22 protein-coding genes are annotated in these 25,618 nt (G+C 69.1%); 9 read left to right on the top strand and 13 right to left on the bottom strand.

Annotated elements, in window-relative coordinates:
• Positions 1 to 22 precede the first annotated feature (22 nt).
• From IM689_RS04120 to IM689_RS04110, 3 genes are read right to left on the bottom strand one after another with little or no spacing between them, the layout of a single operon-like run.
• A complete protein-coding gene (locus tag IM689_RS04120) occupies positions 23 to 1,423 on the bottom strand; it encodes a DUF5719 family protein (protein WP_193643021.1) in 1,401 nt (466 codons plus the stop codon).
• Between the two features lie 13 nt (positions 1,424 to 1,436).
• Positions 1,437 to 4,709: a glycosyltransferase gene (locus IM689_RS04115; protein WP_193643020.1), complete on the bottom strand. Its 3,273-nt coding sequence runs from the start codon at positions 4,707 to 4,709 to the stop codon at positions 1,437 to 1,439.
• Positions 4,710 to 4,713: 4 nt separating this feature from the next.
• The gene (locus IM689_RS04110; RefSeq protein ID WP_182434746.1) at positions 4,714 to 4,974 is read right to left on the bottom strand and encodes a WhiB family transcriptional regulator; all 261 of its coding nucleotides are present in this window, start codon (positions 4,972 to 4,974) and stop codon (positions 4,714 to 4,716) included.
• A 328-nt stretch (positions 4,975 to 5,302) separates the two neighbouring features.
• On the opposite strand from IM689_RS04110, the gene IM689_RS04105 reads away from it, so the two are divergent.
• Positions 5,303 to 6,145, top strand: a complete 843-nt coding sequence (locus IM689_RS04105) for a 2-phospho-L-lactate transferase CofD family protein (RefSeq protein ID WP_193643019.1) — start codon at positions 5,303 to 5,305, stop codon at positions 6,143 to 6,145.
• A 61-nt stretch (positions 6,146 to 6,206) separates the two neighbouring features.
• On the opposite strand, the gene IM689_RS04100 is transcribed toward IM689_RS04105, so the two are convergent.
• The 7 genes from IM689_RS04100 to IM689_RS04070 all read right to left on the bottom strand — a co-directional run bounded on the left by IM689_RS04100 (position 6,207) and on the right by IM689_RS04070 (position 12,357).
• Complete coding sequence (locus IM689_RS04100; RefSeq protein ID WP_193643018.1) at positions 6,207 to 7,187, bottom strand: DNA-3-methyladenine glycosylase family protein; 981 nt, start codon at positions 7,185 to 7,187, stop codon at positions 6,207 to 6,209.
• A complete protein-coding gene (locus tag IM689_RS04095) occupies positions 7,184 to 8,188 on the bottom strand; it encodes a polysialyltransferase family glycosyltransferase (protein ID WP_193643017.1) in 1,005 nt (334 codons plus the stop codon). The genes IM689_RS04100 and IM689_RS04095 overlap by 4 nt, the downstream gene beginning before the upstream one ends.
• Position 8,189: 1 nt before the next feature.
• Positions 8,190 to 9,092: a glycosyltransferase family 2 protein gene (locus IM689_RS04090; protein WP_129664522.1), complete on the bottom strand. Its 903-nt coding sequence runs from the start codon at positions 9,090 to 9,092 to the stop codon at positions 8,190 to 8,192.
• A gap of 69 nt (positions 9,093 to 9,161) precedes the next feature.
• Positions 9,162 to 9,644, bottom strand: coding sequence for a hypothetical protein (locus IM689_RS04085; protein WP_193643016.1), 483 nt, complete (start codon positions 9,642 to 9,644; stop codon positions 9,162 to 9,164).
• Positions 9,645 to 10,068: 424 nt separating this feature from the next.
• A complete protein-coding gene (locus tag IM689_RS04080; RefSeq protein ID WP_193643015.1) occupies positions 10,069 to 10,821 on the bottom strand; it encodes an SDR family NAD(P)-dependent oxidoreductase in 753 nt (250 codons plus the stop codon).
• On the bottom strand, positions 10,814 to 12,100 hold the full coding sequence (locus IM689_RS04075; RefSeq protein ID WP_187034388.1) for an AMP-binding protein: 1,287 nt from the start codon (positions 12,098 to 12,100) through the stop codon (positions 10,814 to 10,816). Before IM689_RS04075 ends, IM689_RS04080 begins: the two co-directional genes overlap by 8 nt.
• 2 nt (positions 12,101 to 12,102) lie before the next feature.
• The gene (locus IM689_RS04070; RefSeq protein WP_047311887.1) at positions 12,103 to 12,357 is read right to left on the bottom strand and encodes a phosphopantetheine-binding protein; all 255 of its coding nucleotides are present in this window, start codon (positions 12,355 to 12,357) and stop codon (positions 12,103 to 12,105) included.
• 266 nt (positions 12,358 to 12,623) lie between these two features.
• On the opposite strand from IM689_RS04070, the gene IM689_RS04065 reads away from it, so the two are divergent.
• From IM689_RS04065 to IM689_RS04045, 5 genes are all read left to right on the top strand, one after another.
• A complete protein-coding gene (locus IM689_RS04065; RefSeq protein WP_193643014.1) occupies positions 12,624 to 13,118 on the top strand; it encodes a GNAT family N-acetyltransferase in 495 nt (164 codons plus the stop codon).
• Between the two features lie 47 nt (positions 13,119 to 13,165).
• Positions 13,166 to 14,230: a pseudaminic acid synthase gene (pseI, locus tag IM689_RS04060; protein ID WP_193643013.1), complete on the top strand. Its 1,065-nt coding sequence runs from the start codon at positions 13,166 to 13,168 to the stop codon at positions 14,228 to 14,230.
• A 2-nt stretch (positions 14,231 to 14,232) separates the two neighbouring features.
• Positions 14,233 to 16,029 carry a hypothetical protein gene (locus IM689_RS04055; protein ID WP_193643012.1) on the top strand — a complete coding sequence of 599 codons (1,797 nt, stop codon included), beginning with the start codon at positions 14,233 to 14,235 and terminating at the stop codon, positions 16,027 to 16,029.
• A 104-nt stretch (positions 16,030 to 16,133) separates the two neighbouring features.
• Complete coding sequence (locus IM689_RS04050) at positions 16,134 to 17,849, top strand: hypothetical protein (protein WP_052947028.1); 1,716 nt, start codon at positions 16,134 to 16,136, stop codon at positions 17,847 to 17,849.
• Positions 17,849 to 18,871 carry a hypothetical protein gene (locus IM689_RS04045; protein ID WP_193643011.1) on the top strand — a complete coding sequence of 341 codons (1,023 nt, stop codon included), beginning with the start codon at positions 17,849 to 17,851 and terminating at the stop codon, positions 18,869 to 18,871. The genes IM689_RS04050 and IM689_RS04045 overlap by 1 nt, the downstream gene beginning before the upstream one ends.
• 103 nt (positions 18,872 to 18,974) lie before the next feature.
• Here IM689_RS04045 and IM689_RS04040 read toward each other — a convergent pair whose 3' ends face one another.
• From IM689_RS04040 to pseB, 3 genes are read right to left on the bottom strand one after another with little or no spacing between them, the layout of a single operon-like run.
• Positions 18,975 to 19,865 carry a hypothetical protein gene (locus IM689_RS04040; protein WP_047311882.1) on the bottom strand — a complete coding sequence of 297 codons (891 nt, stop codon included), beginning with the start codon at positions 19,863 to 19,865 and terminating at the stop codon, positions 18,975 to 18,977.
• Between the two features lies 1 nt (position 19,866).
• Positions 19,867 to 21,000, bottom strand: coding sequence for a DegT/DnrJ/EryC1/StrS family aminotransferase (locus IM689_RS04035; protein WP_187034374.1), 1,134 nt, complete (start codon positions 20,998 to 21,000; stop codon positions 19,867 to 19,869).
• Between the two features lie 8 nt (positions 21,001 to 21,008).
• Positions 21,009 to 21,998, bottom strand: coding sequence for a UDP-N-acetylglucosamine 4,6-dehydratase (inverting) (gene pseB / locus IM689_RS04030; protein WP_047311880.1), 990 nt, complete (start codon positions 21,996 to 21,998; stop codon positions 21,009 to 21,011).
• A gap of 172 nt (positions 21,999 to 22,170) precedes the next feature.
• On the opposite strand from pseB, the gene IM689_RS04025 reads away from it, so the two are divergent.
• From IM689_RS04025 to IM689_RS04015, 3 genes are read left to right on the top strand one after another with little or no spacing between them, the layout of a single operon-like run.
• Positions 22,171 to 23,253 carry a PseG/SpsG family protein gene (locus IM689_RS04025; protein ID WP_193643010.1) on the top strand — a complete coding sequence of 361 codons (1,083 nt, stop codon included), beginning with the start codon at positions 22,171 to 22,173 and terminating at the stop codon, positions 23,251 to 23,253.
• Between the two features lie 47 nt (positions 23,254 to 23,300).
• Entirely contained in the window at positions 23,301 to 24,836 is a 1,536-nt protein-coding gene (locus IM689_RS14990; protein ID WP_129664536.1) for an aldo/keto reductase, read from the top strand.
• Positions 24,833 to 25,546 (top strand): TIGR03089 family protein, encoded by a 714-nt coding sequence (locus IM689_RS04015; RefSeq protein ID WP_193643009.1) that lies wholly within the window; start codon positions 24,833 to 24,835, stop codon positions 25,544 to 25,546. The genes IM689_RS14990 and IM689_RS04015 overlap by 4 nt, the downstream gene beginning before the upstream one ends.
• Positions 25,547 to 25,618 lie beyond the last annotated feature (72 nt).

The following is a 25,618-nucleotide window of genomic DNA, read 5'->3' as shown; positions in this document are numbered from 1 at the left end:
TCGTCCGGGTGGGATGAGCGGATCAGCGGGCGACGAGTGCGGTTTGCTCGCGCATCCACGGCGCAGCCGTGAGGGTGAGCGTCGTGATGCGATCCGAGGACTTGGAGCCGGTGCGGAGCACGATTCCCGCGTGAAGGTGGGATTTGCCCTGCTTCGTCGGCGCGGTCACCCACACGCTCGCGTCCTTCGGGACGGAGATACGTCGAGCCGCGTTGTCGCGCACGTCGACGTGCTGGGTTGTGCTCTTGCCGTCCTTCGTCGTCACGACGACGGTCGCCCGCACCTGCGGAGCGTTGGCTGTGAGCACGAGATCTCCCCCGGTCCCCGCGCCACGTAGAGACGTGCCGGCCGCCGGTCCGATGTCCGGCGCGGCTTGGGCCCACGCGAAGTCCGCCGAGGAGCCCGAGGCCGCAGGAGCGGTGGCTGCGGCGACGATCTCAGCCTCACTCGTGGCTCGCACCGCGACGGTCGACCCCTTCAAACCGTCCAGCGACACGTCGAGGGTCCGGCCGCGCGGCACGGAGACGACACGGTCCTTCGACGCTTCGCCCTGGGTCGACAGAGCCGACAGCTTGACGACGGCGCCGCGACCGGCCGGTGCCGCCAGACGAACGCTGGTCTTGCCGTCCGTCACGGGCGCCGCAGGGACGATCTGAGTCGTACCGGGCACGGCGTACTGGGCCGTCAGTTCCTCACCCTTGGCCGAACCCGAGCTCGCGCTGTCCCGCACGCTGGCCTGTACGGCACCGCTCTCGCTACGCACGTGCACGACGACACCGTCGTGGTTCTTGGCCTCGGTCGGCAGGTTGACCTCGACGCGCGAGTGCGCGGGGACAGCCTTGTCGGCGATGGCGGCACCGGCCACGTCGCCGTCGCGTGAACTGACGTCGATGTCGACCGTGGCACCGTGCGAACCGCTGTTGACGAGCACGAGGGTCGACAGGCGTGACGAGCCCTTCTGCCCCACCGGAATCCACGCCTCGTTGAGGGAAGCTGCACAGGTGCGTGCGACGAGTGGCGACTTCCCGTCGCCGCCGCTGATCTGCGCTGCGGCAAAACCAGGAGCCATGCCGCCGGTTGCCTCGACGACGAGGGGCCCACCCTTCATCTCGGTGACGGTCGCGCCGCCTCGCTCGAGCGACATCGCCTTCGGGTCGGGAGACGACTCGAGGCGTGCACTCGCTCCGCCGCCCTCTCGCGCGAACGGCGTGAGGGACTCAGGCGACGAGGTCGCGTTGACCTCGGTCGAGCCGTTCGATCCGGCGCCCCCGGGGCAGACGAGCGAGGTCGCTTCGACGGCACTCGTCGTCGTCGCGAGGCGCTCGCCCGTGCTCGTGCGAACCGGAGCCGCGTGAGCCGTCCACACCATGCCCGCTGCTGCGGCGGCGAGCACGACCCCGCGCGCGATTCCTTGTGCGCTCATGTCCTCCCCTGCCTCACTGACGCCCGCGTGCGCGCGCGGACCCGAACGGAACGGCCAGGAACACGACGAGCCCGAGCAGCACGAGCTGGGCCACGCGCCAGGCCGGCCACGCCGTGCCGGGTTCGATGACGAGTTTGCCGCCGTCCGCGCCGACGCTGTAAGTGGGCATCTGGGTGCCGGCCACCGGCTCGAGCGCGCGTCCGTCGAGGGTCACCTCGGCCTCACGAGCGAAGTCGTTGCCGGCGCTCACGACGAGCCTGCGCTGCGCGTCACCGCCCGGCAACGTCGTCGAGACCCGCGCGTGCGGGCCGCGAACGGGGACGATGTGACGCTCTTCGCCGTCGCGCACGACGACCCGTGCGGCACGCCCGCCCCCGGCGCCGTCGATGCGGTACAGGGACGCCGTCGAGTCGGTCGCCATCGGCACGAGCCCGTCAGCGGAGTCGAGGGCAGCGAGCAGGGTGTCGGACTCCTGCGCGCGACGGTCGGCCGCGACGAAGGAGATTCCGGCGTCCCGCAGGGTCTGGGCGGCCTGGGCCCGCTCACCGGCGCCCGAGTCGACGAGCGCGGCAATGGCCTTGGTCACGGACGTCGGCGTCTGCATCGCCGGCTGGGTCGGGTCGACCGAGGGCAGGCCGGCCTCGCGGCTGCGAACGGTGAACGTCACGGCCCCCGAACGTGGCTGGAGGTCGAGCAGCATGCCGGCTCGCGCCGACTCAGCCTCGTGCATGGTGATGGCAGGAGCCGGGTTGCGCACGGCTTGGACGCCGTTCTTGCCGGCCGAGGCGTTCCACGCCGTCAGACCGATGACCCCACCCATGACGAGTGCGATCGTGACGACGCTGAGGCGCCCGAGGCGCGAGGTGGCCGAACGGGTTCCGGGTTCAGAGGAACCGTGGACGCGATCTGCGCCGATGAGCGCGAGCGCGAGCATCGACAGCGCCGCGACCTGCTCCGGGACACCCGTCCACACGTGCAGTCCGGTGGGCGCGCCAAGGGAGTGACGCGGCGCGAGCAGCGCGGCAGCGAGAGCAACGAGCGCGAGGACCACGAGTGCCCAGCGCGCGAGTTCGTGACCCCGGCCGCGCAGCGCACCCCACAGGCCGAAGAAGAGGACAGGCACCGCCAGGAGCAACGGCGTCGAGCCCGGGCCGCCCGGGTGGAACAGGAGCGCGGACAGCGGCGCGCCGCCGTCACCGTCCGTCAGGACCCCGGGGCCGCCGACGAGCTTGCTCGGGTCGGAGAAGACCTCGACGCTCCAGTGCCCGAGCAACAGCGGTACGAGCACGACCACGGCGAGCGCGCGGATCTTCGCGGCGCTCGACCCCAGCACCGCGACGACGATCAGGGCAATCGCCAGGACGGGAAGGAGGATCGGTGTGTAGGCCCCGAGCACCGTGACGGCGAGCGCAGTGGCTGCCGTGCCGGCGACGGTGGCGCCGGAGCGGCCGAGCCGCAGAATGCCCGCCAGGGCCAGCGGGAGCACGATGTGCGCGATGACGGGGCCGAGGCGCCCGCCGAGCAGCGCCGTCGTGAGCGGGGCGAGAGAGCCCCACGCGAGGGCTGCCAGAGCTCGTGGCCACGCGAGCTTCGTCGCCGCGCGCCCCGCGAGGTAGGCCGACCACCCTGCGAGTGCCGGAGCGGCCAGGAAGAGCCATGTGATGGCTGTCGCGGTCGCGGTGGAATCGGCCATACCCGGCAGGAGCGAGACGAACCAGGAACCGATGGCGATGAACGGCAGATAGGGCACCGACGAGGCGGCGTGCCCGAAACCGGGGCCCTGCCAGGCGTCGCGCCAGGCATGCCAGACACCGCCGGGCGAGGTGAAGTACGGCAGGAGTTCGCCACCCGCGAGGCCGTGACCGCCGCGAAGAGCGCCGTCACTCAAGGCGTCACGGAAGATGAACAGGCTCATGCCGAACAGCACGAGTACGGCCCATAGACCGGGGTGGCGCCCGATGCGCTTGAGCACGCCGCCGCGGGTCCGCATTTCCTCGGCCTCTTCGGACTGCGGGCCCGTCTCGGTGGAGATCGGCTGGTGCACCGGCTTCGAGCCACCAGGTGTCAGCGCGGCGACCACGGCGTCCCAGGCCGCGGCACGCCCCGCTTCGGCCGGGACGAAGAGGGACGAGAGTTGGGCGTTGCTCACGCCGGCACGTCCACGGAAGCGGCGTCGCGCGCCCATGATGCGGCCGAGTCCGAGACCTGCACTGGCCTGACCGAACTCCGACGCGGCCGAGCGCGGGCGCTTGAGCAGGAGCAGCACGACACCCAGCAGCGCAGACGAGATCGTTGCCCACGCGAGCGCGAAGGGGAAACGGAGCGTGGAGGTCCGCGCGAGGGCGACCTGACGGTGGCGGCGCAGTGTGCTGCCCGAGTGCGCGGCCGGACGATCGGGGTCACCCGAGCGGCGCGTCATGCTGCGGCGCTGGCGACGCGTCATACGCGTCCCGCGGCCCTCCATGACGCGCAGCAGGTGCGCGGAGTCGATGTCCTGGTGTGCGGTGGCCTCGGGCACGACGACGACCGCGTGGTCGGCGAGGTGGGCTCGCCAGCACAGATCGAGACCGTCACCGTCGCCGTCGAACGCGGGATCGAAGCCGCCCAGGTCGAGGTAGACGTCCTGGCGCACGAGCATGCCGGCACTCGACACGGCGAGCACGTCACGGCGCCCGTCGTGCTGGCCCTGGTCGAGTTCGCCCTCGACGGTGCGGGCGACGTGACGCCCGCTGCGCGTGACGTCGATACCGATGTTGATCAGACGGGATGGACGGTCGAGCTCGTTGATCTTGCAGCCCGCGATACCGATGCGCTCGCTTCGACCCACCGCGCGCATGAGCGCCTTCAGGGAGTCGGGCGTCGGAGCGGAGTCCTCGTGGAGCAGCCACAACCAGTGGTAGCGGTCGCTCGGGTGGGTGGGGCGTCGGCGGGCGCGGCGGCGATCGCGCAGCGCGACGACGTGGTCGCTGCCACGCGCGGGAATGGCCTGCACGGCCCGGTCGACGAGACCGGCGAAGGCTTCCTCGTGGTTCGCCTTGACGACAGTGAGGTCGACTGCGCGCAGTTCCGGGAACTCACGCGCGAGGACCTCGCGCATGTCCTGATCGGGAGTGCCGTCGACGACGACGAGGCGGTCCGCCTGTCGCGACTGGTCGAGAAATGCATCGACCGTGGCGCGAAGCCACGGTAGGTGTCCGTCCCGCGCCGCGAGGACGGCGGTGACGAAAGGATGCTCGGGTGTGCCCTCGCGGGGCTCGTGGACGCCGAGTCGAGCGCTCGCCGTCACCTGATCAGACCGCGCGCTTCTTCAGCTTGCGGCGCTCACGCTCGGAAAGGCCACCCCAGATGCCGAAGCGCTCGTCGTTCTCCAGCGCGTACTCGAGGCACTCGGAGCGAACCTCACACCCGACGCAGACACGCTTGGCCTCGCGGGTGGAGCCGCCCTTCTCGGGGAAGAACGCTTCGGGGTCGGTCTGCGCGCACAGTGCGCGCTCCTGCCACGACATTTCCTCCGTGTCGTCCAGGGCGTCGTGCAGGCTGATCAACTGCATGAATTCCTGCATGTCCGTCCTTTCGTCGTCGGTGCCATGGTCAGGCGTCGGTGCACTTCGGCCCAATACCACCCGGCGGTGACAACCCCACCGGAGCGGGACGACAACAAGGGGGACGGCGAAGCGCGACATGGCAATTACATCGATGTCATTCGAGTGAGTCAAGCCGAACGGGAATGCTCGCAACCCCCTCCCCGGGGGTGAATGGCGCCTCCACCACCTCGCCTGTCACACTGACAATATGCAACTCACGCTCCTATCTAGTGGTCCCCAGTCAGCTGCAGCACTACATGGGCTGTTCGCGCCGGGGTCGACCATCGACACGCCGATGGGTGATGTGATCTGCATCACAAATACCTCGGGGGACCTCAGTGTTGCGGGTCTGCGCTTCACCCCGGACACGGACGCCGCACTGCGCGCTTTCACGCCCTCACCCGCGCGCCCCTCCACGTCGACCGTCTCCTCCACGCTCGCAGAACTGGGCCTGGCACCCGGCGAGTGGCCGATTCTCGACGACGAGAGTGTCGCCTTCGCCGTCGCCCGCAACTACTGGCGCGCTCGAGGTGAGACCGCGGCCACGTGTGCCCAGCTCCAGAGCCCCGCAGCGGAGGCTCGCGTTATTCCCGCGACGAACGAGCCCGTCGAACTTCACGTCATCGAGGAGAACGAGGCCGGAGAGCGCAGCAGCCGCCCCGTCGCCCGTTGGCTCGGGGATGCCGACCGGGGCGAACCGCAAGCCTTCGGAGTCGCCGGGCTCGAACAGTCGACGCCCTCCCCCGGCGTGCTCGACGCGCTGCGCAGCAGCGACGTCGTCGTGCTCACCCCGATGTCACCCGTGCTCGACGGGCCGGGGCTGCTCGGGGTGCCCGGCGTGCGCGACGCCCTGCGCGGCACAGCGGCCCGCGTCGTCGTCATGAGTCCGGTCGGCCTGCCGACGAGCCGCGACGGTGACGCCGAGCGCAGCGCCTGGTCGCAGGCGGGCCTCGAGATGACGTCGGCGCAGGTGGCCAAGCTCTACGCGGACTTCGCCGACGTGCTTCTCATCGACGAGGACGAGGCTCAGGGCAGCTACCCCGGGCGTCTCAATGTGACGCGTGCGCCGCTCGCGCGAGCGCTGGTCGGCGACGTCGAAGCTGCGCGCGAGGTACGCACCACGGTTCTCGGAGCCTGATCGATCGGCGACCTGCTCCCACCCGACGCCGGGGACACCCGTGCAGGCCTCTCGCTGCGCCTCAGCGCCACGCGCGCTGGGGCAGGTGTGAGGGCAACGTCATACGGGCACCATGACGTTCGCGCCGCGGAGCGGCCGCGAGGATGAGGCGCTCGGCTCGATAGCGGTGTCCGCGGTAGGGCTCGAGAAGGCCGGCCATACCCACGTCGTCGATGTCACGCCCGAGCAGCGCGTGCCCGATCTCCTTGGCCACGTGGTAGTCGGCGAAGGTGGGGGCGTCGGGGTCGCCCCACGCGCTCTGTGCAACTTTTGCCGCCGTCCAGACACCGATTCCGGGCACGAGGCGCAGCCTTGCGTGGGCCTCCGCAATCGGCAGCTCGCTCGTCTGCTCGAGACGGTCCGCGTGCTCGAGGGCACGCATGACGGTGCGTGACTGCGGCGGCTCGACACCGGCTTGCAGCCATTCCCAGGACGGGATACGTCGCCACTGTGCAGCAGAGGGTGCGGCCATGAGGCGAGCGACGGCCGGTGTCTGAGGGCCCGCCGCCCGCAGCGCCTCCGGGTCGAACGTGACAGGGGTGCCGTACATGCGCACGAGGTGGCGGAAGCCTGCGAAGGCCTGACGACCGGTGACCTTCTGCTCGAGGATGCTCGGGACGAGCGAGGTGATGACGAGGCCCGTGCGCGGGATGCGCCAATCGGCGAGCTGACGCACGCGAAGGGCGACCTTCACGGGCTCGTGATGGGCAGCGAAGCCGTCGAGGCTGTCCGCCTCACCGAGGATGGTGGGCAAACGGCCCGCGAACCACGCCGCGCCCGCTCCGTATGCCCGCAGGATGACGCGCTCGCCCCCCTCCGCGGGCTCGACCTGCCACCAGGTGGCCGTCGGTCCTGCCGGCGTGTGCACGCCCCACCACACGGCGTTGGGACGCACGACCATCGTCGGATCGCCCGATCCCCGGCGAAGAGCGCCGAGGATCGAAGCCACCGGAACGCTGCGTCCGGGCTCCCACTGTTCGACGAGGTCGGGCCGGGTACTCACGCGAGTCGCGCTGCCACGTCGACCGGACGGACGGGTCGGCCGAGGAACGCCGCGAAGATCTGCCGTTGAGCCTCGGAGACATCGGTGTCGAGGAAGGTGAGAGAGGGTTCGCTCACCCAGACGACGTTGGCGCCGAACATCGCACTGAGGTTGATGAGGGCTGTGGTGGGGCCTCCGAGGACGGCGTCGGCGCCGACGACGAGCGGATCGAGCTCGGCGGTGCCGCGCGAGCGCATGACCTCGAACTCGTCGTAGCGGCGCACGTCCTCAGCAGGGTGCGCGCGAACCAGTGGTTCGAGTCCCGCGTCCGCGCAACTCGCGACCAGGCCGCGGACGTAGTCGACGTACCGCTTCTCGTCGATGAGCCCCAGATCGACGAAGGGCTGAGTGAGGATGACGGCGCTGCGACGCACCGATCGGGAGGCACCTTCGGTGTGGGCGCGGAACTCCGCACGCACGGCCTCGGTGACCTCCCAGCCGTGGGAGGTGCGCCGATACGCGGGCCACCGCTCGGACGTCAACGCCTTGCCCGTCGCGGCGATGAGACAGGCCTTGAGCGTGGCCGTGACAGGCGCGGCGCCCTGCCGGCGGATGGCGTCACGGCGAGTCGTCCACGAACCGTAGGTGCCGATGCCTTCGTCGGTGACGACGACGTGGATGGGGCGCACGCCGTTCGCGCGACGAAGCGCGACGAGAGCCTTCAGGCCGGGCGTTCCCACGCTGACGTAGAGGGCCCGCGCGCCCTCGGCGAAACGCCATCCCGCCATGCCTTCCTCGAGCGAGAGGCGTGGGTCGTCCGGCAGCAGAGCTCGCGCGTCCTCGACACCGACCGCGGGCGCGGTGAGGAACGCGGCTGCCGGGACGAACGAGACGCGCAGGCGGCCGGCGTCCGAAAGATCCTGCAGGACGCGGCGAAGGTAGGAGGCGATGTAGAGCACGTGCGAGCGACTCTTGGCCCCGGTGACGACGGCGTGGACGTGGTCGTTGTGGGTTTCGCTCATGTCAGATCACCGGGGGCCGGCCGAGGCGGGTGAGCTTCGCGACCGTGCGCCACGACATGACGTGCCGCTCCCCCGCGTCGGTGCGCAGGCCCTCGGCAAGGCCGGCGAACCAGACCTTGAGTGCGGCCTTGTCCTTGACGCGAAGCAGGGTGATGGCCGCCCAGTTACCGATGTACAGCGGCACGAGGGGCGCCGGTAGGTTGCGCTTGGCCACCCACACGCGGTTTCGCGCGTTCATCCGGTAATAGACGGCGTGCCGTGCCGGAGAGGTGGCCGGGTGGTTCACAGTGATGCTGGGTACGTACTGGATGACCCAGCCCGCATCGATGAGTCGCCAGGCGAGGTCGATGCCTTCGTGACCGTAGAAGAAGTGCCCCGGCCAGCCGCCGACCTGATCGAATGCGGTGCGGCGCGAGAGGTGGATGCCTTCGAGGAACCAGGTGGCCGGGCCGGGCTTTCCGTTGTTCTTGACGTTGAGGCGCGGAATCCAGCGGCGTGGCGTCGGCTTTCCCGTGGGGTCCTGCCCGAGCGGGCCGATGACGGCGTTGTCGGCCCGCTTCTCCATCTCGGCCACCATGTCGGCGAGGACGTGGTCAGTGGGGAGGATGGCGTCGTCGTCGTAGAAGAACAGGTAGTCGCCGCGGGCTGCCCGCGCACCGACGTTTCGGCCTTCGGGGATGCCGAGGTTCTCCGGCGAGTGGATGGTGCGCACGTTCGCCGGGAACGGCCACGGGTTCTCGGCCGGGTTCCAGCCGTTGCCGAGCAGCACGATGTCGAGTTCGACTCCGCGCTGCTGGTTCAGGGACGAGATGGCCCGTTCGAGATCGTCGGGGCGGTTACCCATCGTCATGAGGACGACGCCGACGCGAGGCGGGGTGGCACCCGTCTGCGGCTCCTGCGCCATGCCTTCTCCTTCGTCGTCCGTTGCCGCGCCTTCGACTGCACTGCTCGATTTTTTGGAATGCGTCCAAGGCTAGACGGTGCCACCGACAGCCGGAGAACGCTCCTCGCTCGTGTCGGCCCGCTGAGCGTGTGCGGTGACGGCAAAGGTCACGATGACGTCGCCGAACCGCTCAGTGCTCCAGTCGGTCTCGCCGACATCGCGCAGTGCGCCGACGCGTTCGGGCACGGTGAGTCCGTGGCGGCTGAGCCAGGTGATGATGGGCAGGTCGGCGAGTTTGGCGAGAGCCTCTGCGCGGGTCCAGCGTTCGGCGAAGGTGTCGGGGTCGTCGACGCCGTAGCGCCGCACGAGAGTTGAACGCACGGGCCGTGGGATTTCGGCGTCGAGGACGAAGGTGCCGTGGCTGCGCAGCGCGGAGGGAACGTGCCACGCGAGCCCGGTGCCGTCTGACAGGTAGCTGCGCGCCGCGAGGGGGTGCTCGTGAGGCGAGACCCCGGACGACCGTTCGAGCCGCCCGTCCCGCACCGCGGCGGCCAGCAGATCAGCAGCGTTCACCGTGCCGTTCCTTCCCAACAGCGAGCCTCAACACAGCGTCTCAGATGAGTACCCTCGATCGTCGAGACAGGCCGGTACCCACGACGCAGACCAACCGTGCTCGCGGCGGCTCCCCCGCCACGCGAACGAGCCGCGCCCTCTTGTCCCAACGCAACAACGCTGGAAGTGGACGCCGCGAGACCGAAACGCGGCATGTCCCCGGCTGAGCTTGCGAAGCCGTGGGACATGCCGCGTGAAGGTCGAGCGCCCGCAGCTGTGTCGCACCGAGCGACGGGCTTGACGTCGCGAGCTTGCTCGTGGCGTCAAGCCCGTCGCCGGAAGATGCAGCAAGGGAAATCGCCGTGTCGCACCGAGCGAGGGGTTTCTGGGCGCCAGCTCGCTCGCGCCCAGAAACCCCTCGCCAGAAGACGCGGCTAGGGACAGATCAGATGCTCCCGCCACCGTCGATCGTCAGCACCATGCCGTTGATGTTGGTGTCTTCGAAGAGCAGCATGCGCAGGGTGGGCGTGATGTTCTCCGGTTCGACGAGCTGGCCGGTGGGCGTGCGTCGGGTGATGGTGGAGAGCTGTTCGGTGCCGAGCACGGAGCTCATTTCGGAGGCGAAGAAGCCGGGCGCGATCGAGTTGACGAGGAAGCGTCCGTGCATTTCGCGAGCGAGGGAGCGGGTGGCGGCGTCGAGGCCGCCCTTGGTGGCGGAGTAGGCGACGAGGCCGGCGTAGCCGCGCTGGGCACAGACGCTGGTGACGTTGACGATGCGCCCCTTGCCGACCTTGGCCATGGCGTGGCGCATGAAGGCGCGCGTCACGAGCAGCGTGGAGGTGAGGTTCGTCGAGATGATGTCTTCGATGCGCTCGGGCGTCGTGTGGAGGTGGAGCGAGTCCTGTCCGATGGCGGCGTTGTTGACGAGCGCGTCGATGGGGCCGAGCACCTTGGAGGCGTCCTTGATGAACGTGGTGACGGCCTTGGGGTCGGTGATGTCGACGGAGCCGACGTAGACGCGCTCGGGCTGCTCGTCCATGAGCTTCTGCAGCTCAGGGGTGACGGTGCGCGCGAACGCGGCCACCTTGGCGCCCTGGGAGAGCACGTCTTCGACGAAGGCGAGGCCGAGGCCGCGCGAGCCGCCCGAGATGAGGACGCACGTGGCGGCCGGGATCGGCGTCTTGGTGGTTTCAGACATCGCTCTTCAAGCTCTCCTTGATCGGGATTTCACTGAGGTATCGGATGCGGCGGGGTACCGCGTATTCAGGGAGTCGTTCGCCGCACCATGCCTGCAGATCGGCTTGGGTGGGTGCGTCGTCGGAGGCCTTGTCGAGGCCGTCACGCAGGACGACGTCGGCTGCGACGACGTTGCCGACGAGGGGCGCCTTGCGGCCGCGGACGGCGGCCCAGGCGACGTCGGGGTGGGCCAGGAGCGCGGCGCGCACCTTGCCGGCGGAGGCCTTGGACCCGCCGACGTTGATCTCGTCGCTCGCGGCCCGGCCGGTGATGACGACGCGGCCGCCCGAGATATCGACGTTGTCGCCGGTGCGGATGACGGCGTCCATGCCCTCGGCGGCCTTGGGCGAGGCGATGAGCAACTCACCGTCCTCCACGGACAGGCGCGGACGACCGGGCACGTCACGTTCGAGCCAGGCTTCGGGGAAGCCGGCCAGGCCGTCGTGGACGGCGATGGCGGCGCCCGCTTCGGAGCTCGCGTAGATCCACGAGATGCGGGCGTTCGGGAACACCTCACGCAGGCGGTCGAGGATGGCCTGGTCGACGGGTTCGCCGCCGAGGGTGACCTGCTCGAGTTTCAGCTGCGCGAGCACGTCGCCGCTGCGCCACAGGGCCTGACGCCAGAACGTCGGCGTACCCGAGGCGGCGGTGACGCCGGCGGCGAGCGCCTGGTCCGGCCATTCGGCGAGCTGCGCGGGGTCGACGAAGACGATGTCCTGGCCCGGCAGCGCGATCGAGAGGGTGACGACCTGCCACCACGCGTAGGCGCCCGGCGTGTAGGGGCACAGCCAGGTGCGCGCGGGCTGGTCGCCGGCGACGGTCGTGAGGGAGGCAAGGGTGTGCGCCACCTGCTTGGGGCGCCCGGTCGAACCGGACGTCAGCAGCCAGACGCGACCGTCCTCGGCGTCGCGCTCGTTGATGGCGGGAGCGACGTCCACGCCCCCCGCGCCGTCGCGCACGAGGGACAGACCGAACTCGCGGAAGCCCTCGGCCTGCTCGTCGTCGATGCGTGCCGCGGTGGCGATGAGGGTCTCGCGGTTCGCCTCCGTGGCGGCGAGCCACGCGGCCTGCGCTGCGCCGCGGTGGCCGCTCACGAGGAACGCTGCGGCGAGAGGTGCCGAGAGCGTGTCGTTGCTCGCACCGAAGCTCGACTCGGCGAGCTCGGCCCACGTGCCGTCGAAGTCTCCGACGACGACACGGTTGTTCGCGCCCGCAGGAGCGCCGTTGGCCTGTGACGCCAAGATCAGGAGGCCTTCTGCAGTTCGTCGATGAAGTCGAGCACGTCGCCGACGGTCTCGATGGAGCGCAGGCCGGGCGCGTCGAAGTTGAGCTCGGTGTCGAGCTCGTCCTCGACCTGCAGGGCGAGTTCGGAGAAGTCGAGCGAGCGGAAGCCGATGGCGTCGAGACGAGCCGAGTCGTCGGACGGCAGCTCCTTGCCCTGCGCGGTGAGAACCTCACCCATCATCGTGCGGACCTGCTCGCGGCTGAGCGTGCTCATGGACTCTCCTTCATCGTGCGAAATGACCCGCGCCTTCGGTGGGGCGACCGCCGTCGACGCAGACACGTGTGCTGACGACAGTCTAGGGCTTCGCCTCACCTGCGAGATCGCGCGACGCACGAAGGGTGCGCTGCGGTGCGCCCACACGCTCTTCGTCGCGGTGACGCGCGGGAACGCGTCAGCGTCGCGTGGGCACACCTGCGGCCGGTATCGTGGTGAGTCGGGCCCTGACGGTCCGAGTCACCGAGTTGAGAACGGGAGTTCGCATGCTTCGCCCCGCCACGGACGCCGACCAGGAAAACGTGCGCACCTGGCGCAATCACGACGAGGTACGCGCCGTCTCTCTCGCCCAGCACGTCATCTCGCCCGACGAGCATGCGGCGTGGTGGGCGAACACGAAGGACAACCCGAGCCGACGCGTGCTCATGTACGAGCGCGGCGGAGTGCCCGCCGGTGTCGTCACGTTCTTCGACTACGACGCCGAGGCGAAGACCTCCTGGTGGGGTTACTACCTCGACAACGACGGCCTCACGGAACGAGGCGAGCTGCTGCCTGCGTGGATCCAGATCCAACGTGAGGCGGTCAAGTACGCTGACGCGCAGCTCGATATCGACACCTTGGACGCCGAGGTGCTCGAGGTGAACGAGGGCGTTCGTCGCTTCAACAAGCGCAACGGTTTCGTCGAGATGGAGACCGAGACGCGCGAGATCGGCGGCAAGCCGACGCAGGTCATCCACGTGCGCCGCGAGCGCACGTCCTGACGCAGAGCGTCACCCAGCCAATCGCAAACGAGCGAGGAGCCCCCAGCATGAGCCAGAACCCGCACGAGAACATCCGCATCGGTGACGTCGAGGTCGGCCCGAACGCCGAGCCGTACATCATCGCCGAGATGTCGGGCAACCACGACGGCAGCCTCGAGAAGGCCCTCGACATCGTGCGCATGGCCGCTGAGCAGGGCGCCCACGCCATCAAGCTGCAGACGTACACGGCCGACACGATCACGATCGACGTCAAGACCGACGACTTCAAGATCTCCTCCGGTCACGAACTGTGGGCCGACCGCTACCTGTACGACCTGTACGAGGAGGCGCACACGCCGTGGGAGTGGCACGAGCCGATCTTCGCGCTCGCCAAGGAGCTCGGCATCCATGCCTTCTCCTCCCCCTTCGACCCGACCGCGGTCGACTTCCTCGAGCAGTTCGACGTGCCCGCGTACAAGATCGCGAGCAGTGAGATCGTCGACCTCCCCCTCATCCGGCACGCGGCGAGCAAGGGCAAGCCGATCATCATCTCCACGGGTATGGCCTCGCTCGGCGAGATCAACGCCGCGGTCGAGGCGGCCCGCGGCGTCGGCAACGACAAGATCGTCGTGCTGGCGTGCACCGCGAACTACCCGGCCGACCCGAGCGAGTCCAATCTGCGTGGCATTCCCGTCATGCGGGACGCGCTCGGCACCCTCATCGGTTACTCCGACCACACGATGGGCATCGGCGCCGCCGTCGCCTCCGTCGCCCTTGGCGCGGTCCTCGTCGAGAAGCACGTGACGCTCTCGCGCGAGGGCGGCGGCGTCGACTCCGCATTCTCTTCCGAGCCGGAGGAGCTGAACCAGCTCGTGTCCCAGTCCAAGGTCGCTTGGCAGTGCCTCGGCGAACCGCGCATCGGCGCACGCGCCCAGGAGAAGGAGGGGTTGCGCTTCCGCCGCAGCCTCTACGTCGTCGAGGACGTCAGGGCCGGCGATGTCGTCACGGCCGAGAACGTCCGCTCCATCCGTCCCGCCAACGGCCTGGCGCCCGACACGTTCTCCACCCTCGAGGGCCGCACCTTCACCCGTGACGCGGCGAAGGGCACGCCCATGTCGTGGGAGCTGGTCTGAGCATGACGGACCCGCAGACCGTGCGTCAGGTCGAGCCCGTCAGCGGCTTCACGCTGACCGGCGGCGAGATGCTCGACCACAGCGATCGGGCGGCTGCCCGCGCGGACCATGCGGGGCTGGAACTCGCCCGCCGCGCGGTGGAGGCCGCCGAGGGTCCGGTGCTGCTCATCGGCCCGACCGCGAGTCTCCTCCTCGAGGACCTGTCCCCGGAGCGCGAGGTCTCGGTCCTCGTGCGCGGCACGGTCGATGCTCGCTCCCTCCAGCACTCGCGCGACCTGCACGAGGGCCTCTCGGTTCACTGCGGAAGCCTCGACAGGTTCGACACGAGCGACCATGCAGTCGTCGTCGCACTCGATCCCCTGCGCATGCTCGTCACGCCTGACTCGCGTCCGTTGAGCTGCCGGGAGAGCCTGGCGCTCATGGCCGGCTTCACCGCGGAATCCGGGGTGCTCGTCGCGGAGGTCTCCAATTCCCTCGGCATCAACGACCTGCAGACTGCTCCGTCCGTCCTCGCGCGGGACAACTTCGACCATCTGGCCGGCGAAGCCGCCGGCGGACTGTTCCGCCACGAACTCGCGGGAGCACTCGACCACGCGGACCTGAACCTGGCGCGCTGCTTCGCCGCCGTGCCCAGTGCCACCCACCCCGTCGTCCTCGTGCGCGACGACTCACTCGCAGACGAGGAACTCGTCCAGTTCGCGAAGACGTTCACCTCCGCCGTGGCGGTCGACCCGGGCCCCGGACCGCGCACACTGAGCGACCCGACGATGCTCACCGAGCGCATGTTCGATGCGCGTCTGGCGGCCGAACTGGCACCGGCGTGGATCGTCATGTGGACCCACGGCGACGCCGATGACCTGCAGGTTCCTCGCGCCGTTGCCGTGGAGCCCGAAGCCGCAGCGGGTTGGCGCGCCCGGGTGGTCGTCGACGACGACGACCGGCACGCGCTGGGCGGTCTCGTCGCCTCGGGCGTCGTCGAACGCGACCTCTCGCGCGCCTACGCCGGTGAGCGTGGCGCCCTGGTCGAGACGATGTTGACGGACGCCTGCCGTGTCCGGGATCTCACCGGTGTGCGCCACGTCGTCGCCGCATACGGCGCCTGGCTCATGAGCCTGCCCGCCCCGGAGGCGATCGTCGCAACCGTCGACAACACGGTCTGTCGCACGGACGGTGACTCGGTCACGTTCGGCCTGTTCGACCCGAGTTGGACGGTGAGCGTCGAGACCACGAGCGAGGCAGCCCTCGCCCGCAACCTCTTGCGCTTCGCGCAGCGTCTGCTCCGTCGTTCGTTCGCCCACCCCTGGGTGGCCGACGCAGGCGCGGACCAGATCACCGACTCGCTGTGCGCCATGGTGGGCGTCGACTGGACGAGCACCCGAGAATCGTCGGTCGCGCTCGAGGAACGCCTTCAGGCCTCGTTGGGATCGGCCGCCGACAACGGCTTCGCTTGCCTCACCACCCCCGGCGCGCAGGAGATGGACGCCCAGGATCCGCGCTCGGCGAGTTGGCGCGAAACCGTCCGTGCCAACGCGGAACTTCGCGAGGAACTCGCCGTCAACCGCGAGCGCATCGACTGGCTGGAGCGGCATCTCGAGTGGCGCGATCGACAGTTCGCCGGCCTCGAGAAGCGGATGAACACGGTGACTGCCACGACGGCCTACAAGGTCACCGACGCGTTGGGTGCTCCGAAGCGCAAGGCCGTCAAGAGCGCCCGCGCGCTCGTCATGGATCAGCTGCCTCCCGGATTCAAGGACAAGGCGGAGAAGGCAGTTCGACGCATGCTGAACGACGCAACCTGAGTTGTTAACCTACGTGTGCTGTGGGCCCGGTCGGGACCCTCGGCTCCGAAGCACGACCCGGCCACGCCCGAAGCACGCCCACTGATCGACGAAGGAAACTGCCCATGGCTCGCGCCAAGCCGGTGGAGAAGGTCCACCAATCGTACGGTTCGCACTTCGACGCCATGTGCGTCACGGCCGGGCGGTTTTGGCCACGGTGCGTGCTGCCCTCGGGCGAGGAAGTCATCTTCGTCGACCTGCTCATGCAGGACGTCCGTGTGGCGCTTCGTAACCTCACGCTGGCCAACGGGATCCGTCGCATGCACCCTGCGCGCATCGTCGCTCTCGTCGGGCCGGACCCGGACTGGCGCGACACGATCTGGCAGTACTACGACACCGATCAGCTGTCGAAGATGGCGACGGCCTGGGGCGCGGTCGACGTCATCGACGTCGGGCAGATGATCGCCGACACCCTGCAGGGTGTGAACACCTTCGAGGTGGCCGGGCACACGATCACCCTGCCGGAGACCACCGACATCCCGCAGCAGGAGTACGACGACATCGTCGCCGCCACGGCCGTTCGCATCATGCGTGTGCCCGAGGTCGACGAGCAGGTCGCGAGCGAACCGACGTACAAGCGACTCGTCGAGCGCTCCAAGCACTACGCGCGCATCTACGACGCCTTGTTCTCCCAGATCCCGACGGCTGCCTTCGTCACGAGCCACATCGACTACGCGCAGTGGGGGCTCGCGGTCGAGGCCGGTATGCGCCTCGACGTTCCCGTCATCCACGTCCAGAGCACCGGCTCCCTCAAGGCCTACGCCCTCTTCCCCGACCAGATCGAGGGCGAGGGCACCTACCGCATGCAGATGACCCGCCTCATCGCCGAGTACTTCGAGGAGTGCGTCTGGAAGCACCGTGACGCGCTACGACGCTCGGCAGAGCTGTCGACGTGGCGTTCCAAGGTCAACCTGGGTCGCCCCTCCTGGTGGCGTGGCGGCGGATCGGTCTCGCAGCTGGAGTTCCGTACCCGCGCAGAGCGTGACAGCGTGCGCACCTTCGCGGCTCGCCGCTTCGGTTGGGACCCGGCCAAGCCGATCATCACCGTCTTCGACCACGCCGTCAGCGACGCCGTGCGCTCGAACAAGGAGATCTTCGACAACCTCGGGCACTGGTTCCGCGAGACGGTGGAGTTCGCAGCCGAGAACCCCGACGTGAACTGGCTCTTCGTCGACCACCCGGCTCAGGCGTTCTACGACAGCACGCAGATGTTCGAGAAGCTGGCCGAGAAGTACGGCCACCTCGACCACATGGTCTTCACGCCCAGCATGGACCTGTCGAAGAACGTCATCTGGAGCCTCGTCGACTACGCCGTCACCGTGCGCGGCTCGGTCTCCAACGAGTACCCCGCCTACGGCATCCCGGCCCTCCAGGCCGGTTGGTCGGAGTGGAGCCACTGCGGTATCAGCCGTCGTGCCGACACGCAGGAGGAGTACTGGCAGTACCTTCGCGAGGCGATGGACGGTCTCAACCGCGGTGACCGCATGATCACCGAGGAGCAGATCGAGCGAGCCCGGCTGTGGCTCGTCTACTACCGCGCCCTCTCGGACGTCGCCAGCCCGCTCGTGCCCCACTGGGAGTCCAGCCAGGCGGCCCGCCTGTACATGGGCGTCAACCTCGCGATGTCGCACATCGAGGCGGACGGCGACAACGTCCTCATCGCAACCCGCCGCATGTGGGATCGCCACGAGCCGTTCCTCACGCGCGCCGAGTTGCACGCCCCGACCGAAGAGCTTCCGGCCATCCTCGGCCTGGTGTCCGATCTTGAGGAGAGCCACTGATGGCAGAGCGCAATCCCGGAATGACGACGACGTTCGACGACGTCGTCACCCCGCTGACCCTGCCGGTGGACCTCACCGGTGGCGCCGTACCCGAGGCCATGGTGATGGACGGCATCGTGCGCGGCCAGGCCATCGTCGGGCGCACGCGTTCGAACGACACGATGCTGGGCCTCAAGTTCGACAACGGCGGCCGCCCGGTGCGCGTCGACCTCGAGTTGTCCGCCGACGAGGCCACCGAGAAGTGGTGGCGCGTGCGCGTGCCCGAGGAGCACCGTGAGGCCGACCTCACGCTGCCGCGTCTCGTCAGCATCCGCGCAGGTCAGAAGGCCCGACTCGTGGGTGCCGCCCTCGTGACGCAGCTCGCCGAGGACTCCCCCGGCCTCACCCGTGTCGCCGTCTCGTTCGACCTGGACGCGGACGAGATCGACCCCGAGGGACTGCTCATGATCGAGGTGCTCGGCGTCTCGCTCGGGCGCGACGACCTGCTCGACGTGCGCCCGGCCCTCGGCCTTCGTTACGACGCCGTCCGCGTCACCGAGCGCGGCGCCGACGAGCCCCGACTTCCGGCTCAAGTCTCCGGTGGCCACACGATCAAGGCGCGCACCCGTCACGGCTGGATGAGCGTCGTGCCTGGCGAAGGCGTGACGAGCGTCGAACTCGAAGCCGTCGATGCCCCGCTCCAGTTGGCAGCACTGACCAAGAAGAACCGGTACACCCGTGTCGGCGCCAAGGCAATGCGCAAGGGCACGCGCATCGCGCGTTCGCAGGCCCGTCAGGCCGTTTCGAGCGTCGTCAACACGTCGTTCTCGGTGCCGGACGGCGCCGTGGAAGTGCTCGACCTCCAGGGCCGCCCAGTGACCGAGGGCGTCTCCGTCACGCGCGGCCTCGCAGGGCGTCTCGTCGTGACGCTCGCGGAGTCCGTCACCGAACCGGTTCTCGTGCACATCGACACCAAGCCGCAGGGTCGCCGCTCGGCCGGTTTCCTCGGCGCCACCGAGTGGGCCATCGTCGGCGTCCACTGACGCACCTGACGGCAACGCCTAAACGGGCCGGGCACCGCACACCTCGAGGGGTGACGGTGCCCGGCCCGTTTCGTCGGCCGGATCTCGCCCGGGCTATCCGGATTCAGGAGTCGACGGTGACCGCCGACTCGGGCAGCGGTGTGACGAGGCCGCCGTCGTCGCGCAACGGCTGACGCTGCCAACCGAAGGCCTCACGGACCTCGGCGGGGTTGAGCAACGCGTCCTGACCGAGTTCCTCGGCGGCGAGCTGGCGCCCCAACTCGAGAGGCACGAAGGGCTGGTAGAGCTCGGGCAGAAGACGGTGCGGTTTCTGCGACCCGCCGAGGATGGCGTGGTCGTTCATGATCTCCATCGGGTCACCGTAGATGCCGATCTGGGCACCGGCGGAGGCGCCGTAGAACAACGCGCTCGAAGCCCGATTGCTCACGACCCGGCGATGACGGCGGATCTCCGCGAGCTGCTTGCGCAGGAAGTTCACGTCGGTGTTCTTCCACATGTATCCGCGCTCACCGTGCGTGATCACGCGTGCGCCGAGGCTCTCGTAGATACGGCGCACCCGCGCGTCGCGGTACTCGTTGATGTAGAGACTCACGGTGATAGGAACGTCGCCCTCCACCTCGCGGATCTCACGCATGTACTCCTCGTGCGAGCCGACGATCTGCTGCCCCTCCCAGCCGTGGAAGGGGTAGACGATCGTTCCCTCGCGCTCGGGGTCGGTGGCCTCCCACCCGCGCTGGTCGTGCTGTTCGAGCAGGTACGCCCAAGGTGCCCCCACGACGACGTACGGGTGCAGCCCCAGAGCCCAACCACGACGCGCCACGGTGTTCGACCACACGAGCTTGGGGTAGCCGGCGACGAACGTCGTACCCACCGCGAAACCGTCGTGGATGTTCCAGCCGTGCTGCAGGAAGCCCCAGATGCGAGGCACGCCCTGCACCCCGGCGTACTCGGCCATGATGTGGGCATGGCCGTAGAAGTGGTTGGCGTGGTGCATCTCAGGCCCCGACGAAGCCCCGAATGAGCTCGATGACGCGATCGACGTCGTCGTCCGTGAGGTCGGGGAACATCGGCAGGCTGATCTCCTGCTCGTAGTAGGCCTCCGCCTTGGGGCACATGCCACGCCGGTAGCCCAGATCGGCGAAGTAGGGCTGCCAGTAGACGGGGATGTAGTTCACCTGCACACCGATACCCTGCTCGCGCAGGTGCTCGAACAGCTCACGGCGGCGTCCGTCGGTGATGCGCAGCGGGTACAGGTGCCACACCGGGTCAGCGCCCGCCCGGTGACCGGGCAGCGTGAGCTGCTCGATGCCCGCAAGGCCCTCGTTGTACCGATCGGTGATCTCCTGGCGGCGCGTCTTGAACTGTCCCAGACGCGTGAGCTGGCTCGAACCGAGCGCGGCCTGCAGGTCGTTGAGGCGGTAGTTCAGCCCCAGCTCGGGCATCTCGTACCACCAGGCGCCCTCGTCCTTGCTTCGCAGCTGCTCGGGCTCGCGGACCATGCCGATGCCCTTGAAGCGGCGAGCGCGCTCCACGACGTCGGCGTCCTTGGCCACGACGGCACCGCCCTCACCCGTGGTGAGGTTCTTCGTCGGGAAGAAGCTGAACGTCGTGATGTCCGCGAGCGAACCCACCGGCGTGCCGTCGAGCGAACCGCCGACGGAGTGCGCCGCGTCCTCGAGGAGGTAGGCACCGGCCTTCTTCGCCACGGCGGAAAGGCCCTCGGCGTCGATGGGGTGGCCGCCGTAGTCGACTCCCGCGACGACCTTGGTCGCGCCCGTGATCTCCGCAGCCACAGCGTCGGGGTCGAGGTTTCCCGTGTCCTCGCAGATGTCGGCGAAGACGATCTTGGCGCCGAGAATCGAGGCCGTCGTCGCGGTGGCGAGGAAGGTCAGCGGCGTCGTGATGACCTCGTCGCCGGGGCCCACCTGCGCGGCCGCGTAGGCGACGTGCAACGCCGCCGTGCCCGAGGTGACCGAAACGGCCTGATTCGGGCTGCCCGCGAGCTGCGCGATCTCCTCCTCGAAGCGCGTGACGTAGGGACCCGTGGTCAGCCAGTCACCGGTGAGGACCTCCTCGACGACCTTGACGTCGTCGGCGCTGATGGACTGTCGGCCGTACGGTAGAACCATCGAGCGCCTCAGATACCCGACGAGAGGATCTGCTGGAGCTCCTCGATCGTGTACCACTGGTCGTTGTCACCCGAGGAGTAGTGGAAGCCGTCCTCGACCGGAACGCCGTCGGCAGGGGCCTCGTAGCCCCACGTCGCGAAGTCGGGCTGCAGGACGAAGTACTTGCCGTCGTGAACGATGACCGCTCGGCGGCCTTCCTCCGGCGAGATCATCTCCTCGTGGAGCTTCTCACCGGGGCGCAGACCCACGTCGTGCATCTTGGCACCGGGGGCGATGGCCTGGGCCAGGTCGGTGACCTTCATCGACGGAATACGCGGCACGAGCAGTTCGCCGCCCTGCATCAGCTCGAAGGTGTCGAGCACCATCTGGCAGGCGTCGTCCAGCGTGATGAAGAAGCGGGTGCAGCGCAGGTCCGTGATCGGCAGCGATTCGCCGGCCTCGTGCATCGCCTTGAACTTTGGGATGATCGAACCGCGCGAGCCCATGACGTTGCCGTAGCGCACGACGGCGAAGCGCGTCGGGTAGGCGGCGGCGTAGTGGTTGCCGAGGATGAACAGCTTGTCGGCGGTCAGTTTCGTCGCACCGTAGAGGTTGATCGGGCTGGAGGCCTTGTCCGTCGACAGGGCGACGACCTTCTGGACGCCGGCGTCGATCGAGGCCTCGATGACGTTCTGGGAGCCGATGACGTTCGTCTTGACGAATTCGTACGGGTTGTACTCGGCCGTGTCGACCTGCTTGAGAGCGGCCGCGTGAACGACGTAGTCGATGCCGTGCATGGCACGACGCAGACGGTCGAGGTCACGGATGTCACCGATGAACCAGCGAAGACGCGGGTCGTCCTTGAAGAGAGCGCGGCACTCCCACTGCTTCAGCTCGTCACGCGAGTAGATGACGACGCGCTTCGGGTTGTGCTCGGCGAGGAGCTTCGAGATGAAGGCCTTACCGAAAGAACCGGTACCACCGGTAACGAGGATGGACGATCCTTCAAGAATGCTCACTCGGGGCTCCCATTGCGTTGTTCGTGCATCGGGCGGCTGACGTTCGGCACGTCGGCGAAACTCTGCCCGATTCTTGACATTCCCCGCAAGGCTAGCACCAGCGCGCGAGGCCCCAGGGACTCGACACGTCGCGGCGGGTCACCTCCCGTGGCGCTCGTGCCACCATGGCGTCATGACGACGCAGCCCTCCCCCACCGGCGCCGATCGGGCAACCTCGGCCATCGTCCTTCGCACCGATGCCACGGCGTCCATCGGAGTGGGTCACGCCATGCGGTTGCTCGCACTGGCGCAGGAGTTCATCGCTCGTGGCCGATCCGTCCACCTCGCGGGCGAACTGGCCCTGGATTGGGTCGAACGTTCCTACCGTGACGCCGGAGTGACGTTGCACACGCGGCCCGACGACCCGGCGGCCCTGGGGGATCTCGCCGACCGGCTCGCCGCGTCCTTCGTCGTCATCGACGGGTACGACTTCGGCCCTTCGTGGGGCGCTCATCTCAGGCGGCACGGGCTGCCCGTCACGGCCATGGTCGACGGTCGCTTCGGCGCCGATCAGGACGCCGACCTGTACGTCGACCAGAATCCCGGGGCCACTCCGAGGAAGGTCGAGGCGGGGCGGCATGCCCTGGCCGGCGCGCCCTACACGCTCTTTCGCGACGACGTCCTCGCCCTGCGCAAGGAGGTCGCCGGGCGGGCACGGCCCGGAGCACGGGAGCGACTCAGCGTCCTCGCCGTGTTCGGCGGAAGCGACCCCATGGGCGCCGCTCCGGTCGTCGCTCCGATCGTCCTGCAGGCGGCTGCCGCCGCCGGAGTCGGGATGGATCTCACCGTCGTCACGCCCGACGACGCCTGGGCCGCGCCGTTGCGGGACGACCTGCCCGTCGACGTCACGTTGACGACAACGGGCCCCGTCACCGATCTGGCGGCCCGTGCTGCGCGCAGCGATCTCGTCGTCACCGCCAGCGGCTCGTCCGTGTGGGAACTCCTGTGTCTGGGGGTGCCCACGGCGGTCGTGTGTGTCATCGACAACCAACGGCTCGGTTACGACATGGTGATCGAAGCCGACCTCGCGCTCGGCGTGGGCCACCTCGACGAACTGCACGCGGTGGGCACGAGCCGTGAGGACGCGACACGCCGACTGGCGAGTGCTCTCGGCGACCCCCGTGCCCGCGAGGCCCGCGCGCAGCGGGGGCGGGAGTTGCTCGACGGTGACGGCCGCCGCCGCGTCGCTGACGCCATCGAGGCGCTTCGTCGCTAGGGTGAGAGCGCACGTGCTCTCGTCCCTGCTTTCTCCCGGAGGTCCCCGTGACCCGCACCCGTGTCGTCGTCCAGTCCCGGCTCAACTCGAGTCGTCTGCCGGGCAAGGCCCTCATGACGATCGGTGGCATGCCGCTCATCGAGCTCGTGGCCCGGCGCGCGTCACGTGACGGGCACGAGGTCATCGTCGCGACGAGCGAGGAGCAGTACGACACGCGCATCTTCGATCACCTGCACCGCGTCGGCATCCCCGCCATGAGGGGCTCCCTCGACGACGTGCTCGGACGCTTCGTCGCCGCGACGCGCGACCTCGACGACGACGACCGCGTCGTTCGTCTCACCGGTGACAACCCGGTCGGCGACTCGAGCCTCATCGACGAACTCATCGAGGCGATGGACGCCGGCGGCTTCGAATACGGCCGCAACGACGTCTCCCGTATGCCGGAGGGCCTCGGCTGTGAGGTCTTCCGAGTTCGCGACCTGCGTCGCGCAGCGGCCGAGACCGACACGCCCTACGACCGCGAACACGTCACGCCCTGGCTTCGGCGGAACGTCAGCACGCTCGACTACGTCCCCGAGGACAACCCCGGAGACCCCGAGCGCTTCCGCTGCACCGTCGACGTCCTGTCGGACTACGACCGCGTCTGCCGCCTCTTCGCCGACAAGACCGATCCGGTGAGCGTGCCCTGGATCGACCTCATCAACGAGATCGGCGGCAGCGCGTTCACCGCGGGCCCCAGCGTGCCGCGGCGTGACCGGAGCGAACTCGACCAGTCCGTCATGATCCTCGGCGGCCAGGCGTTCGCCGGGCCCCTCGCACCCTCCTCGACGGAGATCCGCGCGATGCTGGCCACCGCCGTCAACCGCGGCGTCAACCACGTGGAGGTGGGACGCGGCGACCACAACGCGGAGGAGATTCTGCACAAGTGCGGTGAACCGCAGCTGACGCAGCGTCTGCACTTCATCTCGCGGCTGCGCGAGATCCGTACGAACGACCCGCGTCTGGCCGCGACAACGGTCGAGGCCCAGCTCGAGCGTTCGTTCGCCGAGCTCGGCCGCCGTAAGGCGTCTGCGGTGCTCATGGCGAACGTCGACGAGGCGCACAGCGCGGACGGCACGGGCTGGCACCGCCTTCGCGACTACCGCGAGTCCGGCGAGGTGGGCCGTATCGGCGTCAACGTCGAATCCCTCGACGAGTTGCGCCGTGCTCTGGAGCTGACCGACATCGGTTACGTTCAATTCCCCCTCGGCGTCGCCGACCGCGCCCTGAGCGGCGCACGCGAGCTCCTCACGGACCGCGACGTCGTCGTCACCACCCACGCGACCTTCGCGGGCGGCACGGTCTTCGAGCCCACCGAGCTCAACCGACAGCTGGTCCTCCTGGCCCACGAGCTGGGACGCGCGAACGTCGCGGATCTGTGCGTCGCCTACAGCCTGGGCCACCCCTTCGTCGACTCGATCGCCGTCGGCACCCGAAGCAACCAGCAGATGATCGACGACCTCGCCTACTGCCTCAACGCGCCGTTGACGCCCGACGAGGTCGACCTCGTCGACGAGCGTCTCGCCTCGGTGCTCACGTCGTGACGACGACACCCTGGCAGGTCCTCGAGGCCATGACGCGCAGCGACGCGACGGCGCCGCGTCTCACGTTCTACGACCGAAGCGACGAGCCGACCCGCGGCGAGCGAATCGAGCTCTCTGCGAAAGTGCTGACGAACTGGGTGAGCAAGGCGGCGAACCTCCTCACCGAGGAGTTCGACGTGGAAGCCGACACGAGAGTCGGCATCAACCTCCCCGCCGCCCACTGGCGCACGGCGTACTGGTGTCTCGCGGCTTGGTCATTGGGTGCCTGTGTCGAGTTCTCCGACAGCGACGCCGGAACCTTCGCCGACGAGGACGGGCTCGATGTCCTTGTGACGAGCGTTCCCTCGCCGGACTTCGGTGGCGACCAGGTGGTCGTCACCCTGGCGATGCTGGCACGGGGCGCTGCCGTGGAGGTACCGGCCGGGGCACTCGACGAGGCCCGCGAGCTGAGCACCTACGCCGACCTGTTCGTCCCGTTCGACGAGCCTGCCGGAAGCACCGTCGCGTGGGTCGCCGGAGACGAGAGGGTCACCTTCCGTGACCTCGTGACACCCGACGGAACCGGCGAACGGCGTTTCCTCGCCGGCGCCGATCCCACACAGATGCTGCGCTGCTGGGTGGGTGGTGGCAGCGTCGTCATCGTCCGCGGCGACGCTGACCCGGTCGAACTCGACACCCTGCTGGCCCAGGAGGGCGTCCAGCGCCACTGAGGACGAACAAACGCCGCCGCCCCTTCCTGGTCTTCATGAGGGGGCGGCGGCGTTCGGCCTTCTGGGGGCTCG

Source organism: Dermacoccus barathri, from assembly GCF_015070805.1.
GTDB classification, from domain to species: Bacteria; Actinomycetota; Actinomycetes; order Actinomycetales; family Dermatophilaceae; genus Dermacoccus; species Dermacoccus abyssi.
This window is presented reverse-complemented; position numbering and strand designations above follow the sequence as displayed.

Excerpts from the sequence above, each read along its gene's own strand:
- IM689_RS04120 (WP_193643021.1), bottom strand. The coding sequence starts at position 1,423 with ATGAGCGCACAAGGAATCGCGCGCGGGGTCGTGCTCGCCGCCGCAGCA.
- IM689_RS04110 (WP_182434746.1), bottom strand. The coding sequence starts at position 4,974 with ATGCAGTTGATCAGCCTGCACGACGCCCTGGACGACACGGAGGAAATG.
- IM689_RS04105 (WP_193643019.1), top strand. The coding sequence starts at position 5,303 with ATGGGTGATGTGATCTGCATCACAAATACCTCGGGGGACCTCAGTGTT.
- IM689_RS04095 (WP_193643017.1), bottom strand. The coding sequence starts at position 8,188 with ATGAGCGAAACCCACAACGACCACGTCCACGCCGTCGTCACCGGGGCC.
- IM689_RS04090 (WP_129664522.1), bottom strand. The coding sequence starts at position 9,092 with ATGGCGCAGGAGCCGCAGACGGGTGCCACCCCGCCTCGCGTCGGCGTC.
- IM689_RS04080 (WP_193643015.1), bottom strand. The coding sequence starts at position 10,821 with ATGTCTGAAACCACCAAGACGCCGATCCCGGCCGCCACGTGCGTCCTC.
- IM689_RS04070 (WP_047311887.1), bottom strand. The coding sequence starts at position 12,357 with ATGAGCACGCTCAGCCGCGAGCAGGTCCGCACGATGATGGGTGAGGTT.
- IM689_RS04065 (WP_193643014.1), top strand. The coding sequence starts at position 12,624 with ATGCTTCGCCCCGCCACGGACGCCGACCAGGAAAACGTGCGCACCTGG.
- pseI (WP_193643013.1), top strand. The coding sequence starts at position 13,166 with ATGAGCCAGAACCCGCACGAGAACATCCGCATCGGTGACGTCGAGGTC.
- IM689_RS04055 (WP_193643012.1), top strand. The coding sequence starts at position 14,233 with ATGACGGACCCGCAGACCGTGCGTCAGGTCGAGCCCGTCAGCGGCTTC.
- IM689_RS04050 (WP_052947028.1), top strand. The coding sequence starts at position 16,134 with ATGGCTCGCGCCAAGCCGGTGGAGAAGGTCCACCAATCGTACGGTTCG.
- IM689_RS04045 (WP_193643011.1), top strand. The coding sequence starts at position 17,849 with ATGGCAGAGCGCAATCCCGGAATGACGACGACGTTCGACGACGTCGTC.
- IM689_RS04040 (WP_047311882.1), bottom strand. The coding sequence starts at position 19,865 with ATGCACCACGCCAACCACTTCTACGGCCATGCCCACATCATGGCCGAG.
- IM689_RS04035 (WP_187034374.1), bottom strand. The coding sequence starts at position 21,000 with ATGGTTCTACCGTACGGCCGACAGTCCATCAGCGCCGACGACGTCAAG.
- IM689_RS04025 (WP_193643010.1), top strand. The coding sequence starts at position 22,171 with ATGACGACGCAGCCCTCCCCCACCGGCGCCGATCGGGCAACCTCGGCC.